14 protein-coding genes and 2 pseudogenes are annotated in these 17,131 nt (G+C 65.3%); 11 read left to right on the forward strand and 5 right to left on the reverse strand.

Annotation, left to right across the window (positions count from 1 at the left end):
* Positions 1 to 171: 171 nt before the first annotated feature.
* Positions 172 to 1,440, forward strand: a pseudogene (locus AC1DY5_RS04310) (porin).
* Positions 1,441 to 1,515: 75 nt separating this feature from the next.
* Here AC1DY5_RS04310 and AC1DY5_RS04315 read toward each other — a convergent pair.
* A complete protein-coding gene (locus tag AC1DY5_RS04315; RefSeq protein ID WP_478108905.1) occupies positions 1,516 to 2,499 on the reverse strand; it encodes a Bug family tripartite tricarboxylate transporter substrate binding protein in 984 nt (327 codons plus the stop codon).
* 44 nt (positions 2,500 to 2,543) lie between these two features.
* Positions 2,544 to 3,059 carry a hypothetical protein gene (locus tag AC1DY5_RS04320; RefSeq protein ID WP_478108961.1) on the reverse strand — a complete coding sequence of 172 codons (516 nt, stop codon included), beginning with the start codon at positions 3,057 to 3,059 and terminating at the stop codon, positions 2,544 to 2,546.
* A gap of 100 nt (positions 3,060 to 3,159) precedes the next feature.
* Between AC1DY5_RS04320 and AC1DY5_RS04325 the strand changes: the two genes are divergently transcribed.
* From AC1DY5_RS04325 to AC1DY5_RS04370, 10 genes and pseudogenes are all read left to right on the forward strand, one after another.
* Entirely contained in the window at positions 3,160 to 4,338 is a 1,179-nt protein-coding gene (locus tag AC1DY5_RS04325; RefSeq protein WP_478108907.1) for an ABC transporter substrate-binding protein, read from the forward strand.
* A 36-nt stretch (positions 4,339 to 4,374) separates the two neighbouring features.
* Positions 4,375 to 5,232, forward strand: a complete 858-nt coding sequence (locus AC1DY5_RS04330) for a branched-chain amino acid ABC transporter permease (protein ID WP_478108909.1) — start codon at positions 4,375 to 4,377, stop codon at positions 5,230 to 5,232.
* Positions 5,229 to 6,230, forward strand: a complete 1,002-nt coding sequence (locus AC1DY5_RS04335) for a branched-chain amino acid ABC transporter permease (protein WP_478108911.1) — start codon at positions 5,229 to 5,231, stop codon at positions 6,228 to 6,230. Before AC1DY5_RS04330 ends, AC1DY5_RS04335 begins: the two co-directional genes overlap by 4 nt.
* Positions 6,227 to 6,964, forward strand: a complete 738-nt coding sequence (locus AC1DY5_RS04340; RefSeq protein WP_478108913.1) for an ABC transporter ATP-binding protein — start codon at positions 6,227 to 6,229, stop codon at positions 6,962 to 6,964. The genes AC1DY5_RS04335 and AC1DY5_RS04340 overlap by 4 nt, the downstream gene beginning before the upstream one ends.
* Positions 6,965 to 6,968: 4 nt before the next feature.
* Positions 6,969 to 7,679 (forward strand): ABC transporter ATP-binding protein, encoded by a 711-nt coding sequence (locus AC1DY5_RS04345; RefSeq protein WP_478108964.1) that lies wholly within the window; start codon positions 6,969 to 6,971, stop codon positions 7,677 to 7,679.
* Positions 7,680 to 7,738: 59 nt separating this feature from the next.
* Complete coding sequence (locus tag AC1DY5_RS04350) at positions 7,739 to 8,695, forward strand: PDR/VanB family oxidoreductase (RefSeq protein WP_478108916.1); 957 nt, start codon at positions 7,739 to 7,741, stop codon at positions 8,693 to 8,695.
* Positions 8,696 to 8,727: 32 nt separating this feature from the next.
* Positions 8,728 to 9,825: a Rieske 2Fe-2S domain-containing protein gene (locus tag AC1DY5_RS04355; protein WP_478108918.1), complete on the forward strand. Its 1,098-nt coding sequence runs from the start codon at positions 8,728 to 8,730 to the stop codon at positions 9,823 to 9,825.
* Between the two features lie 31 nt (positions 9,826 to 9,856).
* Positions 9,857 to 10,000, forward strand: a pseudogene (locus tag AC1DY5_RS04360) (formaldehyde dehydrogenase, glutathione-independent); the annotation flags it as partial.
* Between the two features lie 34 nt (positions 10,001 to 10,034).
* A complete protein-coding gene (locus AC1DY5_RS04365; RefSeq protein WP_478108921.1) occupies positions 10,035 to 10,604 on the forward strand; it encodes a MarR family winged helix-turn-helix transcriptional regulator in 570 nt (189 codons plus the stop codon).
* 252 nt (positions 10,605 to 10,856) lie between these two features.
* Positions 10,857 to 12,149 (forward strand): DUF3422 family protein, encoded by a 1,293-nt coding sequence (locus AC1DY5_RS04370; protein WP_478108923.1) that lies wholly within the window; start codon positions 10,857 to 10,859, stop codon positions 12,147 to 12,149.
* Between the two features lie 65 nt (positions 12,150 to 12,214).
* Here AC1DY5_RS04370 and ydiJ read toward each other — a convergent pair whose 3' ends face one another.
* From ydiJ to AC1DY5_RS04385, 3 genes are read right to left on the reverse strand one after another with little or no spacing between them, the layout of a single operon-like run.
* A complete protein-coding gene (ydiJ, locus tag AC1DY5_RS04375) occupies positions 12,215 to 15,286 on the reverse strand; it encodes a D-2-hydroxyglutarate dehydrogenase YdiJ (protein WP_478108926.1) in 3,072 nt (1,023 codons plus the stop codon).
* Positions 15,283 to 16,368: a lactonase family protein gene (locus AC1DY5_RS04380; RefSeq protein WP_478108928.1), complete on the reverse strand. Its 1,086-nt coding sequence runs from the start codon at positions 16,366 to 16,368 to the stop codon at positions 15,283 to 15,285. The genes ydiJ and AC1DY5_RS04380 overlap by 4 nt, the downstream gene beginning before the upstream one ends.
* Positions 16,365 to 17,129, reverse strand: a complete 765-nt coding sequence (locus tag AC1DY5_RS04385; protein ID WP_478108932.1) for a transporter substrate-binding domain-containing protein — start codon at positions 17,127 to 17,129, stop codon at positions 16,365 to 16,367. The genes AC1DY5_RS04380 and AC1DY5_RS04385 overlap by 4 nt, the downstream gene beginning before the upstream one ends.
* Between the last annotated feature and the right edge of the window lie 2 nt (positions 17,130 to 17,131).

The following is a 17,131-nucleotide window of genomic DNA, read 5'->3' on the forward strand; positions in this document are numbered from 1 at the left end:
TGAAGACCCAACTCAAGGAGCTGGCAACCGTGGGCCTCAAGCCGATCCTGCTGATGGTGGGCGAGACGGTCTTCCTGGCCGCGCTCGTGCTGGGCATGCTGCGCTGGGGCTTGTGAAGGCTCGACTGGAATACATGAAGCGAGCAAACCTCACCCAATCTACGATGGAGACATCTCAAATGAAGAAAACCTTGTCGCACTGGCCGCGCTGACCGTTGCCGGCATGGCCTCGGCGCAGTCATCGGTCACCCTGTTCGGAGTGGTCGACGCCGCAGTCAGCGGCTACAAGAGCCAGTCCGAAACGCCGCTCGGCACGACGATCAGCAAGAGCCAGACGGTGCTTTCGAGCGGGGGCTACAACTCCAGCCGCCTGGGCTTTCCGAGGCACGGGAGACCTCGGTGGCGGCATTGCGGCCAACTTCTGGCTCGAAGCCGACATGACCACTGACACCGGCGGCGGCGTGACGACCGGTGGCGGTCTGAGCTTCAATCGTCGTTCGACGGTGAGCCTGTCCGGCATCCTCGGTGAAGTGCGACTGGGGCGCGACTATGTTCCGACGTTCTGGAACGACGGCGTCTTCGATCCATTCAATACCAACGGAGCGGGCACCAGCCTGATCGCGACCGCCAGCGGCGGCACAGCCCTCGGCGTGCCCAACAGCGGCTTTCAGTCGAACCGCAACTACGTCCGTGCCTCGAACTCGATCGGCTATTTCCTGCCGCCGAGCCCGGGTGGCTTCTACGGCCAGTTCATGTACGCCTTCAACGAGAAGGTCAGCTACGATCCGGGCGGCCTGACCCCTCCCGGCATCGCTGCGATCGTCGCCAACCCGGCGCTCGCGGCCGTCGCCGACGACGCACGTGTCGGCCGCTATATCGGCGGTCGCGTTGGCTACGCCAACGGCCCCCTGGACGTCGCGCTGGCCTATGGCAAGAGCACCATCGGCTCCAACTATTATCTGGGCAGCACGACCACGCTGAATATCTGGAATATGGGTGGTTCGTACGACTTCGGGCCCGTGAAGATGTACGGTGAGTATTCGAACAACAAGCAGAAGACCGACCTGGCGACCAACACCTTCAATCCGTTCGGGGCCACGAAGCCCGGTGCCAATGGTGGCCTCGTTGGCGTGACCGTTCTGGTCGGGGTCGGCCTGATCCGTGCAGCCTACTCGCTGGTCAGGTACAACAACGTGCACCTGAACATCGTCGGGCTGAACCCCGATCCGAAGTCCGATCAGTTCGCCCTCGGCTACGTATACAACCTGTCGAAGCGCACCGCGCTGTATTCCACCGTCGCCTACGTGAGCAACAAGGATAGCGCTGGGCTGGCTGTCACCGGCGCACTGCCCTTCTACACGGGCACGGTCCCCGTGGCCCCGGCGCCGCGTTGCCGGGCAAGTCAGTCGGTTACGACGTGGGTATTCGTCATGCCTTCTGATCTTCTGAGGAACTGAGCGCGAGCCATGACCGAAGCGCCGCGATGCACTGTCGAATGGAACCGAAGGCGGAATTCCTACCGCGCCTCGATCCCGAACTCGTGCATTCGCCGGGTAATCACCTCGAAGTCTCGCTTGTAGTTCAGGCCGAATTGTTCCGGCGTCGTGTTCAGCATCTCAAGCCCCCGTTCCGCCATGCGCGCCTGCACATCCGGCAGCGCGGCAGCGACGCGCAGGGCGGCGGTCAGCCGCTCGATGGCCGCAGGGGGCGTTCTGGCAGGCGCGACAAAGGCAATCCATACCGCGGCCTCGAACAGGGGGTCGTCGAAGCCGAGTTCGCGCATTGTCGGCACCTGTGGCAGCACTGCCGATCGCTCGCGCCCCATGATGGCCAGGGGCACGATCTTGCCCGCCTGCACATGCTGGCGGGCAAGGCCTGCCGAGGTGAGGCCGACGCTCACGGTGTTGCTCAACAAGTCCGCCATGACCGGCGCTTCTCCTCGCTGGGGGACGTGGACCATGTGTGCATCAAGCTTGCGATTGAGCGCCTCGCCCGTCAGGTGGCCGAGGCCGCCCGGTCCCCATGTGCCGTTGCTCAGCTGCTGGCCCGGCTTCGCTGCCAGTCTCTTGAAGTCCTCCATGGTCTTCACGCCCAGCTCCAGATTGGCTGACAGAATCGCGGGGCTGCGCACCACCTGGGTGACAAACACGAAGTCGCGCTGCGGATCGTATGGCAGGGTCTTGTAGAGCGCGACATTGTTGATCAAGGAGTCGCCGAGGGTGACGGCGATGGTGTGGCCATCGGGTGCGGCCCTTGCAACCTCGCCGAGACCGACCGCACCATKGGCACCGGCACGGTTCTCGACCACGAAGGGCTGGCCGTGCGATTTGGCGACGTGCTCGCCGATCAGCCGTGCCACGAAGTCGTTGGCGCCGCCGGCCTGCGCGGTGACAACGACACGGATCGGCTTGCTCGGGAACGTCGTCGTTTGGGTGAAGCCCGTGACCGGCAAAGCCGCGAGGGAGGTCATGAGGCTGAGTGCCAGGAAGAATCGGCGCATCGGGGGACTCCTTGTGTGTTGTTCGCGTCGAGTAATCCGCCGGCTCAGGCGACCCGCGGCGTGCGTCGCTCGCGCTCGACCTCTTGCTGCAGATGCCGGCGGAAGCGGACCAGGGCCTGGTCCATCGCCAGCGGCATCATCGCGATGTCGGGATCGATGTTGTGGTGCTGGGCAGTGATCGTTTCGCGGTCCTCCTCGAAGGCCGCGACCAGCCCCCGGTAGATGGCTTCCGTGACCGCTGGATCCTTGATGCTGCTTCGATGGGATTGCTGGAAGAAGTAATGCGTGGTGGTTTCGGTTTCGGGCGTCAGCGTCTGGCAGCTGTGGAGTTGCACCCCACCGTGCATGTCGCCCTCCGCTTGGCCCACGGGTGCCCCGCCCGATCGCATCAACAAGGTTCCAGGCAGAACGAAGTCGTAGATGAAGTAGCGGTCGACATTGCGATCGAAATGCTGGAAAGACTTCCAGAATGGCGGCGGCGGGACATCAGACACGTGCCGCGTGACCCGGATTCCGCGCGGCAGCTGCTCGGTGGGTCGACCCCTTCGGGTAAATACTATTTAGTTGGTATTGCAACTCGTTGGCATCGCAATCACAATACAACCACCCGAGCGGTCAGCGCTGGCGCACTTGGGCTGAACCCTCTACTGGAGACTCACGATGAAATTCAACCGTCGCGCCATCGCGTGTGCGCTCTTCGCCTCGGCCGGGCTGACGCTCGCCTCGCCCCAGGCTATGGCGCAAGCCGTCAAGGTCGGCATCATCGGACCCTTCTCGGGGCCGTTCGCACACTACGGGTCCCTGTTCAAGGCGGCGGCGGAAGGCTATGTCGCCAGCCAGGGCGGCAAGCTCGCCGGCAAGGACATCGAGTTCATCTATCGCGACACCGGAGGGCCCAATCCTGCCCTGACGAAGACCCTGGTTCAGGAATTGCTCGTCAAGGACAAGGTGGACTACCTGGGCGGCTTCGTGTTCACCCCCAATGCCATGGCCGTGGCGCCACTGATCAAGCAGTCCCAAACGCCGACGGTGATCTTCAACGCCGCGACCTCGGCCATCACCGATAAGTCCGAGTACTTCATTCGCACCAGTTACACGCTGTGGCAGGTCACCGTGCCGGCCGCGCAATGGGCCGCGAAAGAGAACATGAAGAAGGTGGTCACGGCGGTGACCGACTACGGTCCGGGCATCGACGCCGAGACAGCCTTCAAGAGCGAGTTCGTCAAGCAGGGCGGCACCGTGGTCGAAAGCATCCGCATGCCGATCGCCACCACCGACTTCGGGCCCTTCGTGCAGCGCATCAAGGCGAGCGGCGCGCAGGCGGTCTATACCTTCCTCCCTGGCGGCCCGCCCAACCTGGGCTTCGTCAAGGCCTACAACGAGAACGGACTGGCCAAGGCCGGCGTGCGGTTCATTGGCTCCGCCGAGACCGATGAATTCGACCTGCAAAAGTTCGGTGACGCCGCATTGGGCCTGACCACCGCCTTCCACTATTCAGGCGCCCACGACTCGCCCGAGAACAAGAAGTTCATCGTCGCGCTCAAGAAGCAGGACCCCCATGCGGTCGCCAACTACGCATCGGTCGGAGCCTGGGACGGCATGTACGTCATCCACATGATGATCGAGGCAACGGGCGGCAAGAAGGACGGTGCCAAGGCACTCGCCGCCGCCCGCACGCTCAAGTGGGAGAGCCCGCGCGGGCCTGTGAGCATCGACCCGAAGACCCGTCACATCGTGCAGAACGTCTACCTGCGCAAGGTGGAGAAAGCGGGCGACCAACTTGTCAACAAGGAGTTGCAGAGCTTCGGACCCCAGGCTGACTTCGGCCTGGAAAAGTGAACTCGCATCCGCGTCGCCTTCGCTGAGTTCCGACCCGTGAACACCTTCCTCAACATCCTGATCGACGGGCTGGCCTACGGCATGGTGCTGTTCGTCATCGCCGTCGGCCTGTCGGTGACGCTGGGGCTGATGCGCTTCGTGAACCTGAGCCACGGTGCCTTCGCCATGGTCGGGGGCTACTGCGCCGCCCTCCTGACCCGCGAAGCCCAGTGGAGCTTCTGGCTGGCAGTGCCAGCAGCCATCCTTGCGACGGCCTTGCTGGGCGCCGTGCTCGAAGCCCTGGTGCTGCGTCACCTGTATCGCCGCAAGGAGCTCGACCAGGTGCTGTTCACGATCGGACTGAGCTTCGTGCTGATCGCGACCACCAACGCGCTGGTCGGCCCGCAGGTGCAGATGATCCCGCTGCCGCCCCTGCTGGCGGGTTCGGTGGACCTGGGCTTTCGTACCCTGCCCGCCCAGCGCCTGCTGGTGATCGCCGCCGGCTGCGCGGTGGCCGCGCTGGCGGCCTGGACGGTCACGCGCACGCGCTTCGGCATCTGGCTGCGCGCGGCCGTGGACCACAGCGGCACCGCCTCGGCGTTGGGCATTCCCATCCGCACGGTGCAGTGCGCGAGCTTCGCCGCGGGCGCGGCCCTGGCTGGCCTGGGCGGCATTCTGGGCGCCGAGCTGATGCCGCTGGAACCCTACTACGCCCTGAAGTACCTCGTGCTGGTCCTGGTGGTGGTTGCCGTGGGCGGCATGGGCAGCATTGCCGGCTCGCTGGTCGCCGCCGTGCTGCTGGGTGTCATCGAGACCGCCAGCAAGTACCTCGCCTCGGATTGGGGGAGCCTGTTCTTCTTTGTCGCGATGGCCGCTCTGCTGGCCTGGCGTCCCAACGGTCTGCTGAAACGATGAACACCATGACATCCACACCGGCGCTTGCTGCGTCGTCACCGAAGCAAGCCGCAGCGCCGCGCTGCGTCCCGGCCTGGCGTGCGCCCATCGTCCTTCTCGTGATCGGCATGGCGGCCTGCACCCTGATGCCGGACCAACTGGGCCTGATCACGCGCATCTTCATCACTGCGCTGTTCGTGCTCTCGCTGGACCTGGTGGTCGGCGTCGCCGGCCTGGCCACGCTCGGCCATGCCGCCTTGTTCGGCATGGGCGCCTACGCTGCGGGCATCTTCGCACTGCAGGTTCATCCGGATCCTCTGGTCGGCCTGGCCGTCGGCATCGCAGCCGGTGCCGGGCTGGCGCTGCTGTCGGGCGCATTCCTGCTGCGCTACCAGGGCTTCACCTTCCTGATGCTAACCGTCGCGGTCTCTCAGATTCTGCTGAACCTGGCACAGAAGGCGCGCCACTGGACCGGTGGCGACGACGGCTTATCCGGCTTCGTGATGGGGCCGGTCCTGGGTCGCTTCGACTTCGATCTCGAGGGCCGGGTCGCGTCCCTCTATGCGCTGGCCGTGCTGGTCGTGCTGTTCTACGCCGCGCGCCGAATCGTGGATTCGCCCTTCGGTCTGGCCGTGCGCGGCATCCACGAGAACCGGGCGCGGATGGCGGCACTGGGCACGCCGGTGTTCGYGCGCCTGTGGGTGCTGTACACCGTGGCCGGCGCCATTGCCGGCGCGGCCGGTGCGCTATCGGCGCAGACCAATGCGGTGGTCGGCATGRACAGCCTGTCGTTCGCGCTGTCCGCCGAGGCACTGGTCATGCTCATCTTGGGCGGCGCCGGACGGCTCACCGGCGCGCTGGTCGGCGCCACCGTCTTCACGGTGCTGCACCACACAGCAGCGTCCATCAATCCATACCACTGGTTGTTCGTGGTCGGCGCCTTGCTGATGCTGGTGGTCCTGGTTTCTCCCGCCAAGGCTTGGGCCTGGCTGCGTCGTCGTGCCGGAGGTCTGCAATGAGCACGCTGCTCGAACTCAGATCCCTCGACAAGCGCTTCGGTGGCCTCCATGTGACGCGCGGCGTGTCGTTCGCGCTGCGCGCCGGTGACAGAATGGCGTTGATCGGTCCCAATGGTGCGGGCAAGACCACGCTTGTCAATCAGATCAGCGGCGTACTGGCCTGTGACGCCGGCGAGATCTGGCTTCGCGGCGAGAACGTTACGCGGCTGAGCCAGGCCAAGCGCGTGCGTGCGGGTCTGGCCCGCACCTTCCAGATCACGACGCTGGCGCCCTTCGCGGTGCAGCGACAGATCGAGCTCGCGTTGTTCGAGCGCGAAGGGCTGACCGGCGGCATGTGGCGCAGCGTCGATGCGTATCCAACCCTGCAAGCTGAAGCACAGGGCATTCTGACTCGCTGCGGCTTGCGTGCCCACGCGGCCACGGCCACAGAAGACCTTGCCTATGGCGAGCAGCGCTTGATCGAGATGGCGCTGGCACTGGCGCTGCGACCCAAGGTCCTGCTGCTGGACGAGCCGATGGCCGGCGTCCCCAAGGGCGAAGGAGAGCGCCTGCTGGCCGCGCTGGATGCGCTGCCGAATGACTTGGCCGTGCTGATCATCGAGCACGACATGGACCTGGTGTTCCGCTTCGCCAACCGGATCGTGGTGCTGGCCGAAGGGGCAGTACTGGCCGACAGTTCTCCCGACGAAATCCGCTGCGACCCCCGGGTGCGGGCTGCCTATTTAGGGAATTGAGATGGTGGAACCAATGCTCAAGCTCGAGGGCGTGGTGGCCGGCTACGGTCCTACCACCGTGTTGAATGGCCTCTCATTCGAAATGGCGGCCCAGCAGCGCCTGGCCATGGTCGGGCGCAACGGCGTTGGCAAGACCACGGCATTGCGGGCCATCATGGGATTGGTGCCGCTTCGAAGCGGCCGGGTGACGTTCCGCGGCCACGACATCTCGACATTGGCGCCACACCTGCGCGCGGAGCTCGGCCTCGGCTATGTGCCGCAGACGCGAGACATTTTCCCATCGCTGACAGTCGAGGAAAACCTGCTGGCCGGCCTCAAGCGGCGATCGCGCAGTGCCCTGGACGAGGCCTACGCCCTATTTCCGAGGCTCGCGGAGCGTCGGCGCAATGGAGGTGCCCAACTGTCGGGCGGCGAACAGCAGATGCTGTCGGTCGCGCGCGCCCTGCTCGGCCAGCCCTCCCTGCTGTTGCTCGACGAGCCCCTGGAAGGCCTCGCGCCGCTGATCCGGCAGGAGTTGCTGCGCGCCTTCCGCGACCTGAGCCAGCAGACCGGCATCGCTGTCGTCATCGTCGAGCAGCAGGTCGACGAGGCGCTGGGCTACGCGGAGCGCGCACTGATCCTCGACCACGGCGCGGTGGTGCACAGCGGCAGCGCAGCGGCGCTGCTGGAGGACCCGGAGACGCTGGAGCGCTGGGTCGGGATGGCCGTGCATTGAGTGCGCACGCGCTATTTCAAGACGGCCGCCCGACTGAGGCCAAGAGGAGATCAAACACCATGACGAATGAATTGATGGTTCGAGTCGCTCGGCGCCTGGAGGAGGCAGAGGGCATCTGCAGCTTCGAGCTCGTGCCCCAGGATGATGACGCGTTGCCCGCCTTCTCGGCAGGGGCGCACATCGATGTCCACGTGGCGCCAGGCCTGATACGCCAGTACTCGCTCAGCAACGATCCGTCGGAGCGCAATCGCTATCGCATCGCGGTGCTGCGCGAGCCAGCGTCGCGCGGGGGATCGGCCGGCATGCATGAGCGAGTGCAGCCTGGCGACGTCCTGCGCGTGAGTTCGCCGCGCAACCACTTTCCTCTGGCGGAGGCGCCGCGAAGCCTGCTGCTGGCAGGCGGCATCGGCGTGACGCCGATCCTGGCCATGGCCCGTGCCTTGCACGCCCAAGGCAGGCCTTTCGAGATGCACTACTGCGGCCGCTCCGCGCGCCGGATGGCCTTTATCGACGAGATCGAGTCGGCAGGGTTCGCGAGCAGTGTCACCCTTCACGCCGACGACGTCCCCGAGCAGAAGTTCGATACGCAGCGAGTCTTGGCCGACCTCTCTGAGGGCACCCATCTCTACGTGTGCGGACCGACCGGCTTCATGGACCATGTCCTTGAGACCGCAATGCTCCAGGGATGGCCGAAAGCGCAACTGCATCGCGAGTACTTCGCCGGCGTGGCGACGGCATCGGCCACCGACAGCAGCTTCGACGTTCGCGTGGCAAGCACGGGCCTCAGCTGCCAGGTTCCGGCGGGCAAGACGGTGATCGAGGTGCTGGCAGCGCATGGCGTGGAGGTGCCGACATCTTGCGAAGCAGGCGTCTGCGGAACCTGCCTGACGCGTGTTCTGGAAGGCACGCCCGATCACCGTGACAGCTTCCTCACCGATGCCGAGCGCGCAGCGAACGACCAGTTCACGCCATGTTGTTCGCGAGCGCGATCTCCGCTCCTGGTGCTCGACCTTTGAATCGCCCCTGCCCCCCTTAAGGAGAACTTCCAATGACCACGACCTGCATTCCCATCAAGAACGTGACGCAGAACGCCGATACCCATCGCTTCCCGCTCGACCAGTGGTATGTGGCGGGCTTCTCGTCCGAACTCACCGACAAACCCATCGCTCGGACCTTCCTGAACCAGAAAGTGGTTCTGTTTCGCACCGGCGAAGGCCAAGTCGCGGCGTTGGAAGACCGCTGCTGCCACCGTTCGCTGCCGCTGTCCTGCGGGACGGTCGAAGGCGCTGGCGTGCGCTGCGGCTACCACGGCCTCCTCTACGCGCCGAATGGACAATGCATCGAAATTCCCGGCCAGGAGCGCATCCCCTCCAAAGCCAAGGTCAAGGCCTACCACGTGGTCGAGAGGAACCAGATCATCTGGATCTGGATGCCTCGCAATGAGGGCGCCAAGCCTGCCCGCCCGGCGCCGGACTACCCGTTCCATGACGACCCCCGCTACAGGTTCGGCAGCGGCAACTACCACTACCATTCGCCCTGGCAACTGATCCACGACAACCTGCTCGACCTGAGCCACCTTGGCTATGTCCATCTGCAGACCATCGGCGGCGACGCCAAGCTGCACATGAACGCCCCGATGAAGGTCTCGTCCGAAGGTGAGCAGGTCAAGGTCGTGCGCCTGATGCCCGACTCTTCGCCGCCGCCGACCTATCGCGCCGCGTGGCCCTTCGGCGAGAAGTGCGAGCGCTGGCAGGAGATCGAGTTCGATGTCACTCACCTGCGAATCTGGACCGGCGCCGTCGAGCCGGGCACCGACGCCATCGACGATCCCAACCGCGGCGGCTTCCACATGCGCGGCTTTCACGGCATCACCCCTGAGACCGAGGCGACCTGCCACTACTTCTGGAGCATGGCCAGCACCAAGCACCCGGACATGCCGGAAAACATCGACGCAGTGGTCCAGCAGACGGCTTTCACATTCGACGAAGACCGTGTTGTCATCGAAGCGCAATACCGGAACATGCTGGAATTCGGCGAAAAGGCGAACTGGATTGACATCCACGTCGATGCCGGAGCGAACCGGGCCAGGCGCATCGTCGCCGAGCTTCTCAAGGAGCAGGCAGCTGCGGAACCGAGCGATTCCTGAAGGCAGAATCCAGGAGACACAGCATGGTTACGGGCGGACCACGGCGCCGGCCGGCCTGGTGCTCGGCCATGAGATCACGGGCGAAGTCATCGAGGCAGGCAAGGATGTCGAAACCCCGGCCGTCTCGGTGCCCTTCAACGTTTATTGCGGGCGCTGCAGTGGCCTTCCGAAGCAGCTACAGTGGCGCAAGCAACCCTCGCTCTCTTCCGATGCCTCGTACCAAGACCACATCCGCGCGCAAGACCTCCTCCAAGTCAGCAGCGGGTGACGTTGTCGATCTTGACAACTACGCCCCCGCCTACCTCACCTGGATCGCCAACAAGCTGTCGAGCGGAGCGTCGCAGGCTTACCTCGCCGCGTTCGACGTCGGCATCGAGAGCTGGCGTGTCCTGGTGCTGCTTGCGATCGAAGGCTCCATCTCGGCGCAAAAGGCGTGCGGCATCATCGGCATGGACAAGGCCTCGATGAGCCGCTGCTTCAAGACCATGCAGGCGCGCGGCTTCATCGAACTCGCGCTCGATCCTCAGGACGGACGTGCGCGAATCGCCACGCTGACGCCGTCCGGCCGCGCTGTCCACGACCAGATTCGCGACATCGCGATGGAGCGCGAGCGCGCCTTCATGTCGGTGTTGACGGTGGCCGAACGCAAGGTCCTTCTCAAGCTTCTGCGGCGCTTGCATGAGAACTTGCCGGCCGTCGAGACCGCGACGCGCGAGCATCTCGGTCGACACCACCCCCATGCGTTGCAGCGGCGGGGCGCCAAGGGAACCGCGCCTTGAACTCTCTCGTCCGAGTCGATCCCGCGTCACGGTAAATCGAAGAGGCTCGTCGCCCCTCTCGCGCTCATCCACTGCTACCAGAGTGCCTGGACGACTGCATCGCAGAGGACAACCCAGTGCGCGTCGTCGACGTTTCAGTACTGGCGTCGCGGCAATGCGCGATAGCAACCAGCGGACCTTCTGGAAGAGCACATCGAACAGACGCAGTATGCTTGCTGAACTGCGCATCACCAGGTCTCTCACTCATCGCTCATGCTATCCATCAGTCGCGTCACCCAGCATCCGCAGCGCGCGGAACTGCACAACGAAGTCCATGCCCGCCCGCCAGAAGCGCTGACAGGGGCCTTGAGCATTGCGCATATCGTGATGCTGGCGGATGCTCCGCAGCGCGCTCAAAGCCGAGCTCATCTTGCAAGGCTTTTGCGCGACCATCACTTGACGCCACCGGACGAGAAGACCACGCATCTGCGGGTCGAATTCGGATCGCTTCGGTTGCGCTGGGAACTGCACACGGAGTTTGTCACCTGGACGTTCACGATGCATGAAACGGCTGATGCACGCCATCCTCGCCTGCCAGCCAGTGCAATCAAGGCCGTGCCGCAGGACTGGCTCAGCGGACTTCCAGGGCAGTGCCTCTGCAGCCTCGATCTCTGGGTATTTTCAAAGCGCGGAAGCGTCGGAGACGTCTACGTCAGGGAGATGCTCAATGAGCAGACGCTGGTGGGTTCCAGCGTCGCGGGCGAGCAGGCGCAGGTGTATACGGACTTCGCCATCCACGCCGACGGCTCTTCTCGCATCCTGCTTTTCGCGGACGAGTTGCAGCCTCGTCGACTCGGCCGACTGGTGCAGCGGATCCTTGAGGTCGAGACGTATCGAATGGCGGCCCTCCTCGGATTGCCGGCGGCGCGGCAAGCAGGCGAGGCTCTAGGCAGCGCGGAAGGCGAGTTGGCAGCTCTCGCGCAAGCCATTCGCAGCGCTGATCGCGACGCGGAGCCTGCCCTGCTGGATCGCCTCACGCGCCTCGCCGGGGAGGTCGAGAGCCAGCATGCAGCCACGCATTCACGGCTTTCCGCCAGCAGCGCTTATTTCGAGCTGCTGGACCAGCGCATCGTGCAGATTTCCGAAGCAAGGCTGGATGGTCTTCAGAGCATTGCCGAGTTCATGGACCGACGCCTGACCCCAGCGCGAAAAACGTGCGAATGGGCGGCCCGGCGACAGGATTCACTGTCACAACGCGTGTCCAGAATCAGTAATCTGTTGCGCACTCGCGTGGAGATCGAACAGCAGCAAAGCAGCCAGGCGCTCCTGGAAGCCCTGAACCGCCGGCAGGACCTCCAACTGAAGCTGCAGGCCACCGTGGAAGGACTCTCGGTTGCGGCCATTACCTACTACATCGTCGGCCTCGTCAGCTATCTTGCCAAAGGCGCCCAGAAGATCGGCTGGTCGATGTCACCGGAAACCACGGCGGCACTGGCAATTCCATTCGTTGCGATCAGCATCTGGTGGTCGCTGCGGCGCCTTCATCGAAGAATGTTCGTCCACTAAAACAAGGACATCGCTGTCGAGGCGGGTCTCGATCCACGCCGGGTGGCACTGTGTCGCCCCAAGATCTACAGGACCTCGATCAACACCTCGACAGGATGACGTAGCCGCCGACCTGTCATTCTTCCGGCTTGGCTTCGGCAGGAGTATCCCGTCGCCAAGAGTTCATCCGCGGGCGGTGCTTGACCGTTCAGCAACGGGCCCCAGCTTTGTTCGAAGATCACTTTCGACGTCGCTACGTTTCGCGACTCGTGGCCATAGGTTCCCGACATTCCGCAGCAGCCGCTTGCTTGAGCCACGAGTGATAAGCCTGCCTTGGTGAACAACTGCGACCACAGCGCCGAGCTTGCTGGCGCGTTGGTTCCTTCGGTGCAGTGCGCCAGCAGACGATAACTTGTAGGCTGCGCCGCGCGCAGCGTGTCCGGCCACGCTGCGACCAACCATTCCTGCGGCAACAGCACCTGAGGGCACTGCTCGGCGCCCTCGACCCTGAGGTACTCCTGTCGGTAGACCAGGGTCATGGCAGGGTCCAAGCCCACGAGCGGGATGCCGGACCGCGCCAGCGATGTCAGGAGCGCGGCGTTGCGGCGCGCCACGCGTTCGAAGGGTTGCAGGAATCCCTGGGCATGCAGCGGCTTGCCGTTGGGCCGGAACGGCGCGAGGTAGACGGAGAAGCCCAGGCGGCACGCCAGCTCGGCAAAGGCGGCAAATACTGGCGTATCGAACCAACGGGTAAAGGCGTCCTGCACCAGGACCACGCTGCGTAGGCGAGCATCGGCGGACAGCCCCTCCAGCAATGCTGGCGTCGCGCAGCGCAGACGCAGGCGTTTGCGGGTGGCTGCGAAATCGAACCGGCTGAGCAGTGGGCTGTCCACCATGCCGGCATGACGGTCGAGTGCGCGGCGCACCCATCGCGCCGACATCACGCCGTTGTAGACACCAGGCAGCCACGCCAGCCGAGGGATAGTCGATTCCAGCGAACCGATGAAGTAGTCCTTCAGCGGCCGCAGATAGCGCTGGTGGTAGAGCTCGAGGAAACGCGACCGGAACTCCGGCACGCTGACCTTGACCGGGCACTGGCCCGCGCAACTCTTGCAGCCCAGGCAGCCGGCCATCGCTTCGTAGACCTCGTGCGAGAAATCGTCCTTTCCGTCGCGCGAGTTGCGCCACCTCGCGGGGAGGCCCGACCAGAACCCGCCCGAGGGCCGACGCAGCACGTCGGCGCCCGCCTGACCCTGCAGGCGTAGCCATTCGCGCATCAGCGAGGCCCGGCCCTTGGGTGAATGCCGGCGCTCCCGGGTGCCTTTCCAGGACGGGCACATGGCGTCGTCCGGGTCGAAGTTGTAGCAGGCGCCATTGCCGTTGCAATGCATGGCGGTTCCCCAGCTTCGCCACACACGCTCGTCGATGGTGCGATCGGCATCGCCGCGCAGCGGCACGCCGTCGATCTTCAGCAGTTGCGCGTCCGGCATGGTCGCGGGCGTGGCGATCTTTCCGGGGTTCAACTGGTTGTGCGGATCGAAGGCTGCCTTCAACTGCTGCAATGCCGGGTAGAGCGGGCCGAAGAACTTCGGCGCGTATTCGCTGCGCACGCCCTTGCCGTGCTCGCCCCACAGCAGGCCGCCGTAACGGTGGGTCAGTTCGGCAACGCCATCGGACACGACGCGCACCAGGGCGACCTGGGCAGGGTCTTTCATGTCCAGAGCGGGGCGCACATGCAGCACGCCGGCATCGACGTGGCCGAACATGCCGTAGCTCAGGCCATGGCCGTCCAGTAGCGCGCGGAATTCGGCGATGTAGTCGGCCAGCTTCTCCGGCGGCACCGCCGTGTCCTCGACAAAAGGCTGAGGTCGCACTTCGCCCTGCACGTTGCCCAGCAGGCCGACAGCGCGTTTGCGCATCGCATAGACGCGCTCGACCGCGGCATGACCGGCGGCCAGGGTATGGCCCAGCCGCACCACGCTGGTGTCTGCCTGTAGGTGCAGGGAAAAGGCGGCAACGCGCGCATCGACCTCGGCCGCGTCATCGCCACTGAACTCCACCAGGTTGATGCCGCGTGTCTCAGCCGTGTCGTTGCCCTGCGGAAAGTAGGGCGACACGCTGTTCCAGACGATGTCCTGCATGGCCAGCATCAGCACCCTGGAATCCACGGTTTCGATGGACAGTGGCTTATGCGCCATCAGCGCCTGAGCGTCGCGCAGCGCGTCCATGAAGCTGGCGTAGCGCACATTGACCAGCACCGCGTAGACCGGAATGGGCAGCACGTTCAGTTCGGCCTCGACGATAAAGCCCAGCGAGCCTTCGGCACCGCATAGCGCGCTGTTGAGGTTGAAGCGTCCGTCGGCGTCGCGAAGGTGTGCCAGGTCGTAGCCGGTGAGGCAGCGGTTGAGCCTGGGGAATTTCTCCTCGATGAGCGCGCCCTGGGTGTCGGCGATCCGAGCCGCACTGCGGTAGGCATCGCCGACCCGGCCGGGCCGAGCCAGCATCGCCTGGAACTCAGCCCCGGACAGCGTGCGACTCTCGAGGCGCTCGCCGCCGAGCAGCACGCAGTCAAGCGCCAGAACGTGGTCGCGGGTCTTGCCGTATGTACAGCTACCCTGGCCGCTGGCATCGGTGTTGACCATGCCGCCGATGGTGGCACGGTTGCTGGTGGAAAGCTCAGGCGCGAAGAACAGCCCATAGGGCTTGAGCGCGACATTCAGCTGGTCTTTCACCACGCCGCTCTGCACCCGCACTCGGCGTTGGGCCGGGTCTATCGACAGGATGTGGTTCATGTGCCGCGAAAGATCCACCACGATGCCGTCGGTCAACGACTGGCCGTTGGTGCCGGTGCCGCCACCGCGCGCAGTCAGGGCGATGCCGCGGTGGGCGGGCTGGTCCACCAGGCGCGCCAGTCGCTGGACGTCTTCGGCATGCTTCGGGAACACGACTGCCTGCGGCAGGCGCTGGTAGATCGAGTTGTCGGTGGCCAGCACCGTGCGATCAGCCAGGCGCGTGCTGATCTCGCCGGCAAACCCGGTCTCGGCCAACGCCGCGATGAAGGCCCGATAGCGTGTCGCAGCACCTTCGGGCATACGGATGGGCGCAATGGCCGGCCGGCCCTGACGGGTGGCGGGAAGAGGCGTCGCGGCAGTCGTCATGTGTCGTGGAAGACCATGCAGATGGGACTGCCACAGGGAGTGCTCGAGGCCAGCGAAAGGTGCCCGGTCCCCGGTTCAACCCGAAAGGCGCCTATCGCATCGCTCGCCTCGTTCAGCGCATAAAGCCAGCGACCGGCCGGATCCAGCGTGAAAAAGCGCGGCGTCCTGCCTGCGCAACTGGTGGGCTTCAGGTACCGCAGCAAACCGGTGCCTGACGATATGCCGAAGACCGCGATGCTGTCTTCGCCACGGTTGGAAACATAGAGGCGGGCGCCGTCCGGCGACACGGCGACGGTGGCAGCCCGACTGTCGCCGGTGAAGGTCTCGGACAGCGTAGCCAGCACCTGCAGGGGCCGGATGGCGCCGGTGCACGCATCGAAGTCACAGGCCATCACGGTCGAATCGAGGTCGTTGACGACGTAGACAAAGGGCTCGTAGGGGTGGAACGCGGCCAGGCGCGGGCCGGCACCCTTGCGTGAATCGATCCAGGGCTGCGCGGCCGGATGGAGGTGGCCTTGCTCGAAGCCGAAGCAGAACACCCGGTCAAGGCCCTTGTCCAGGGACAGCACGAAACGCCCACCAGGATCGAACACGCTGGCATGCGGCCTCGATGACGACTGCTCGACCCGGTGCGGCCCCGGCGATCCGGGCAGTGCGAGCTGCTGGACCGGAGCGCCGAGATGGCCGTCGCTGTGCACCGGCATGACCGCGATGCTGCCGCCGTCCGGTCCCGCGTGGTTGGACACCACCAGGTGGCGATCGTCCGACGACAGCGCCAGATGCACCGGGTTGTGGCCTCCGCAGGATTCGCGCTGCAGGAATCGCAGCCGGGCGCCCTGCTCCTCGACGCAGAAGACGCTCACCCCGTCGCTGTCCCCGTGCACGGTGTAGAGCCGGTCGCGCCGCCGGTTGAGCGTCAGGAACGAGGGATTGACGACGTCACGCACGACCTGTAGCGGCTCCAGTGCACCGCTGTCGGTGTCCACGCGAAAGACCGTGATGCCGTCGCCCCGACCGCCGCGCTCGCGCGCAGTTCGGGCGCCAACATAGGCGTAGACCGGACTGGCGGCCCCGATCCTCATGCGCCGGCAGGGGCCACCGAGGCCCCCTGGATACCGTGGCGCAACAAGGCTTGATGTACGAATCCGCAGGCCTTCATGCGCTCCACGAAGTCGCCCAGGTAGGCCGCCGCCGCATCGCCCTTGGACAGTGGGCAGCTCATGGCCTGGCGTATCACCATGAAGCTGCCGGACAACATCCGCAGCCCGACCAGCCGCGCAGCGTCGGCCTCGAGCTGCTGCCGCACGCCTGCGGCGACGGCATGACCCTCGGACAGCATGGTGTCCACCACCACCTGCGATGTAACGGTGCGCACCAGCCTGGCAAGGCGCAACTCCCGGGTGAGGAAAAGATCGTAGGCACTGCCGTCGCCGACCACGACCGAGACGCCAGGCCGGTCCACCTGGTCTGCCGCGACGATCGCTTCATCGTCACGCACCAGATAGCTCCCCTCGATCAACACGTAGGGCGGCGTGAAACGGATGCCCTGGCTGCGCTGCGGATCGATGGCGAAGAAGCCGATGTCCGCACGCTCCTCGCGCAGCGCCTCCACCGAGCGACCGGCGGCATCGAAGACCACGTAGTCGATCTCCGCATCCAACTCTGCCGCGAAGGCACGCGCCAGGTCCACCGAGACGCCGCCCGGCCCGTCAGCGTCGCGGCGCGCCAGCACGGCGTTGCCGGCATTGATGGAGGCGCGCAAGCGCCCGCCAGGGGCGAAGGCACGGCGCACCTCCTCAGGTGCGCGGACGAAGGCATTGGAGCTGGTGGTGGCGGCAGTCATGC

It is taken from the genome of Variovorax sp. P4_D9 (assembly GCF_056401695.1).

Coding starts and splice junctions, on each gene's coding strand:
- AC1DY5_RS04325 (WP_478108907.1), top strand. CDS start 3,160: ATGAAATTCAACCGTCGCGCCATCGCGTGTGCGCTCTTCGCCTCGGCC.
- AC1DY5_RS04340 (WP_478108913.1), top strand. CDS start 6,227: ATGAGCACGCTGCTCGAACTCAGATCCCTCGACAAGCGCTTCGGTGGC.
- AC1DY5_RS04350 (WP_478108916.1), top strand. CDS start 7,739: ATGACGAATGAATTGATGGTTCGAGTCGCTCGGCGCCTGGAGGAGGCA.
- AC1DY5_RS04355 (WP_478108918.1), top strand. CDS start 8,728: ATGACCACGACCTGCATTCCCATCAAGAACGTGACGCAGAACGCCGAT.
- AC1DY5_RS04365 (WP_478108921.1), top strand. CDS start 10,035: ATGCCTCGTACCAAGACCACATCCGCGCGCAAGACCTCCTCCAAGTCA.
- AC1DY5_RS04370 (WP_478108923.1), top strand. CDS start 10,857: ATGCTATCCATCAGTCGCGTCACCCAGCATCCGCAGCGCGCGGAACTG.
- ydiJ (WP_478108926.1), bottom strand. CDS start 15,286: ATGACGACTGCCGCGACGCCTCTTCCCGCCACCCGTCAGGGCCGGCCG.
- AC1DY5_RS04380 (WP_478108928.1), bottom strand. CDS start 16,368: ATGAGGATCGGGGCCGCCAGTCCGGTCTACGCCTATGTTGGCGCCCGA.
- AC1DY5_RS04385 (WP_478108932.1), bottom strand. CDS start 17,129: ATGACTGCCGCCACCACCAGCTCCAATGCCTTCGTCCGCGCACCTGAG.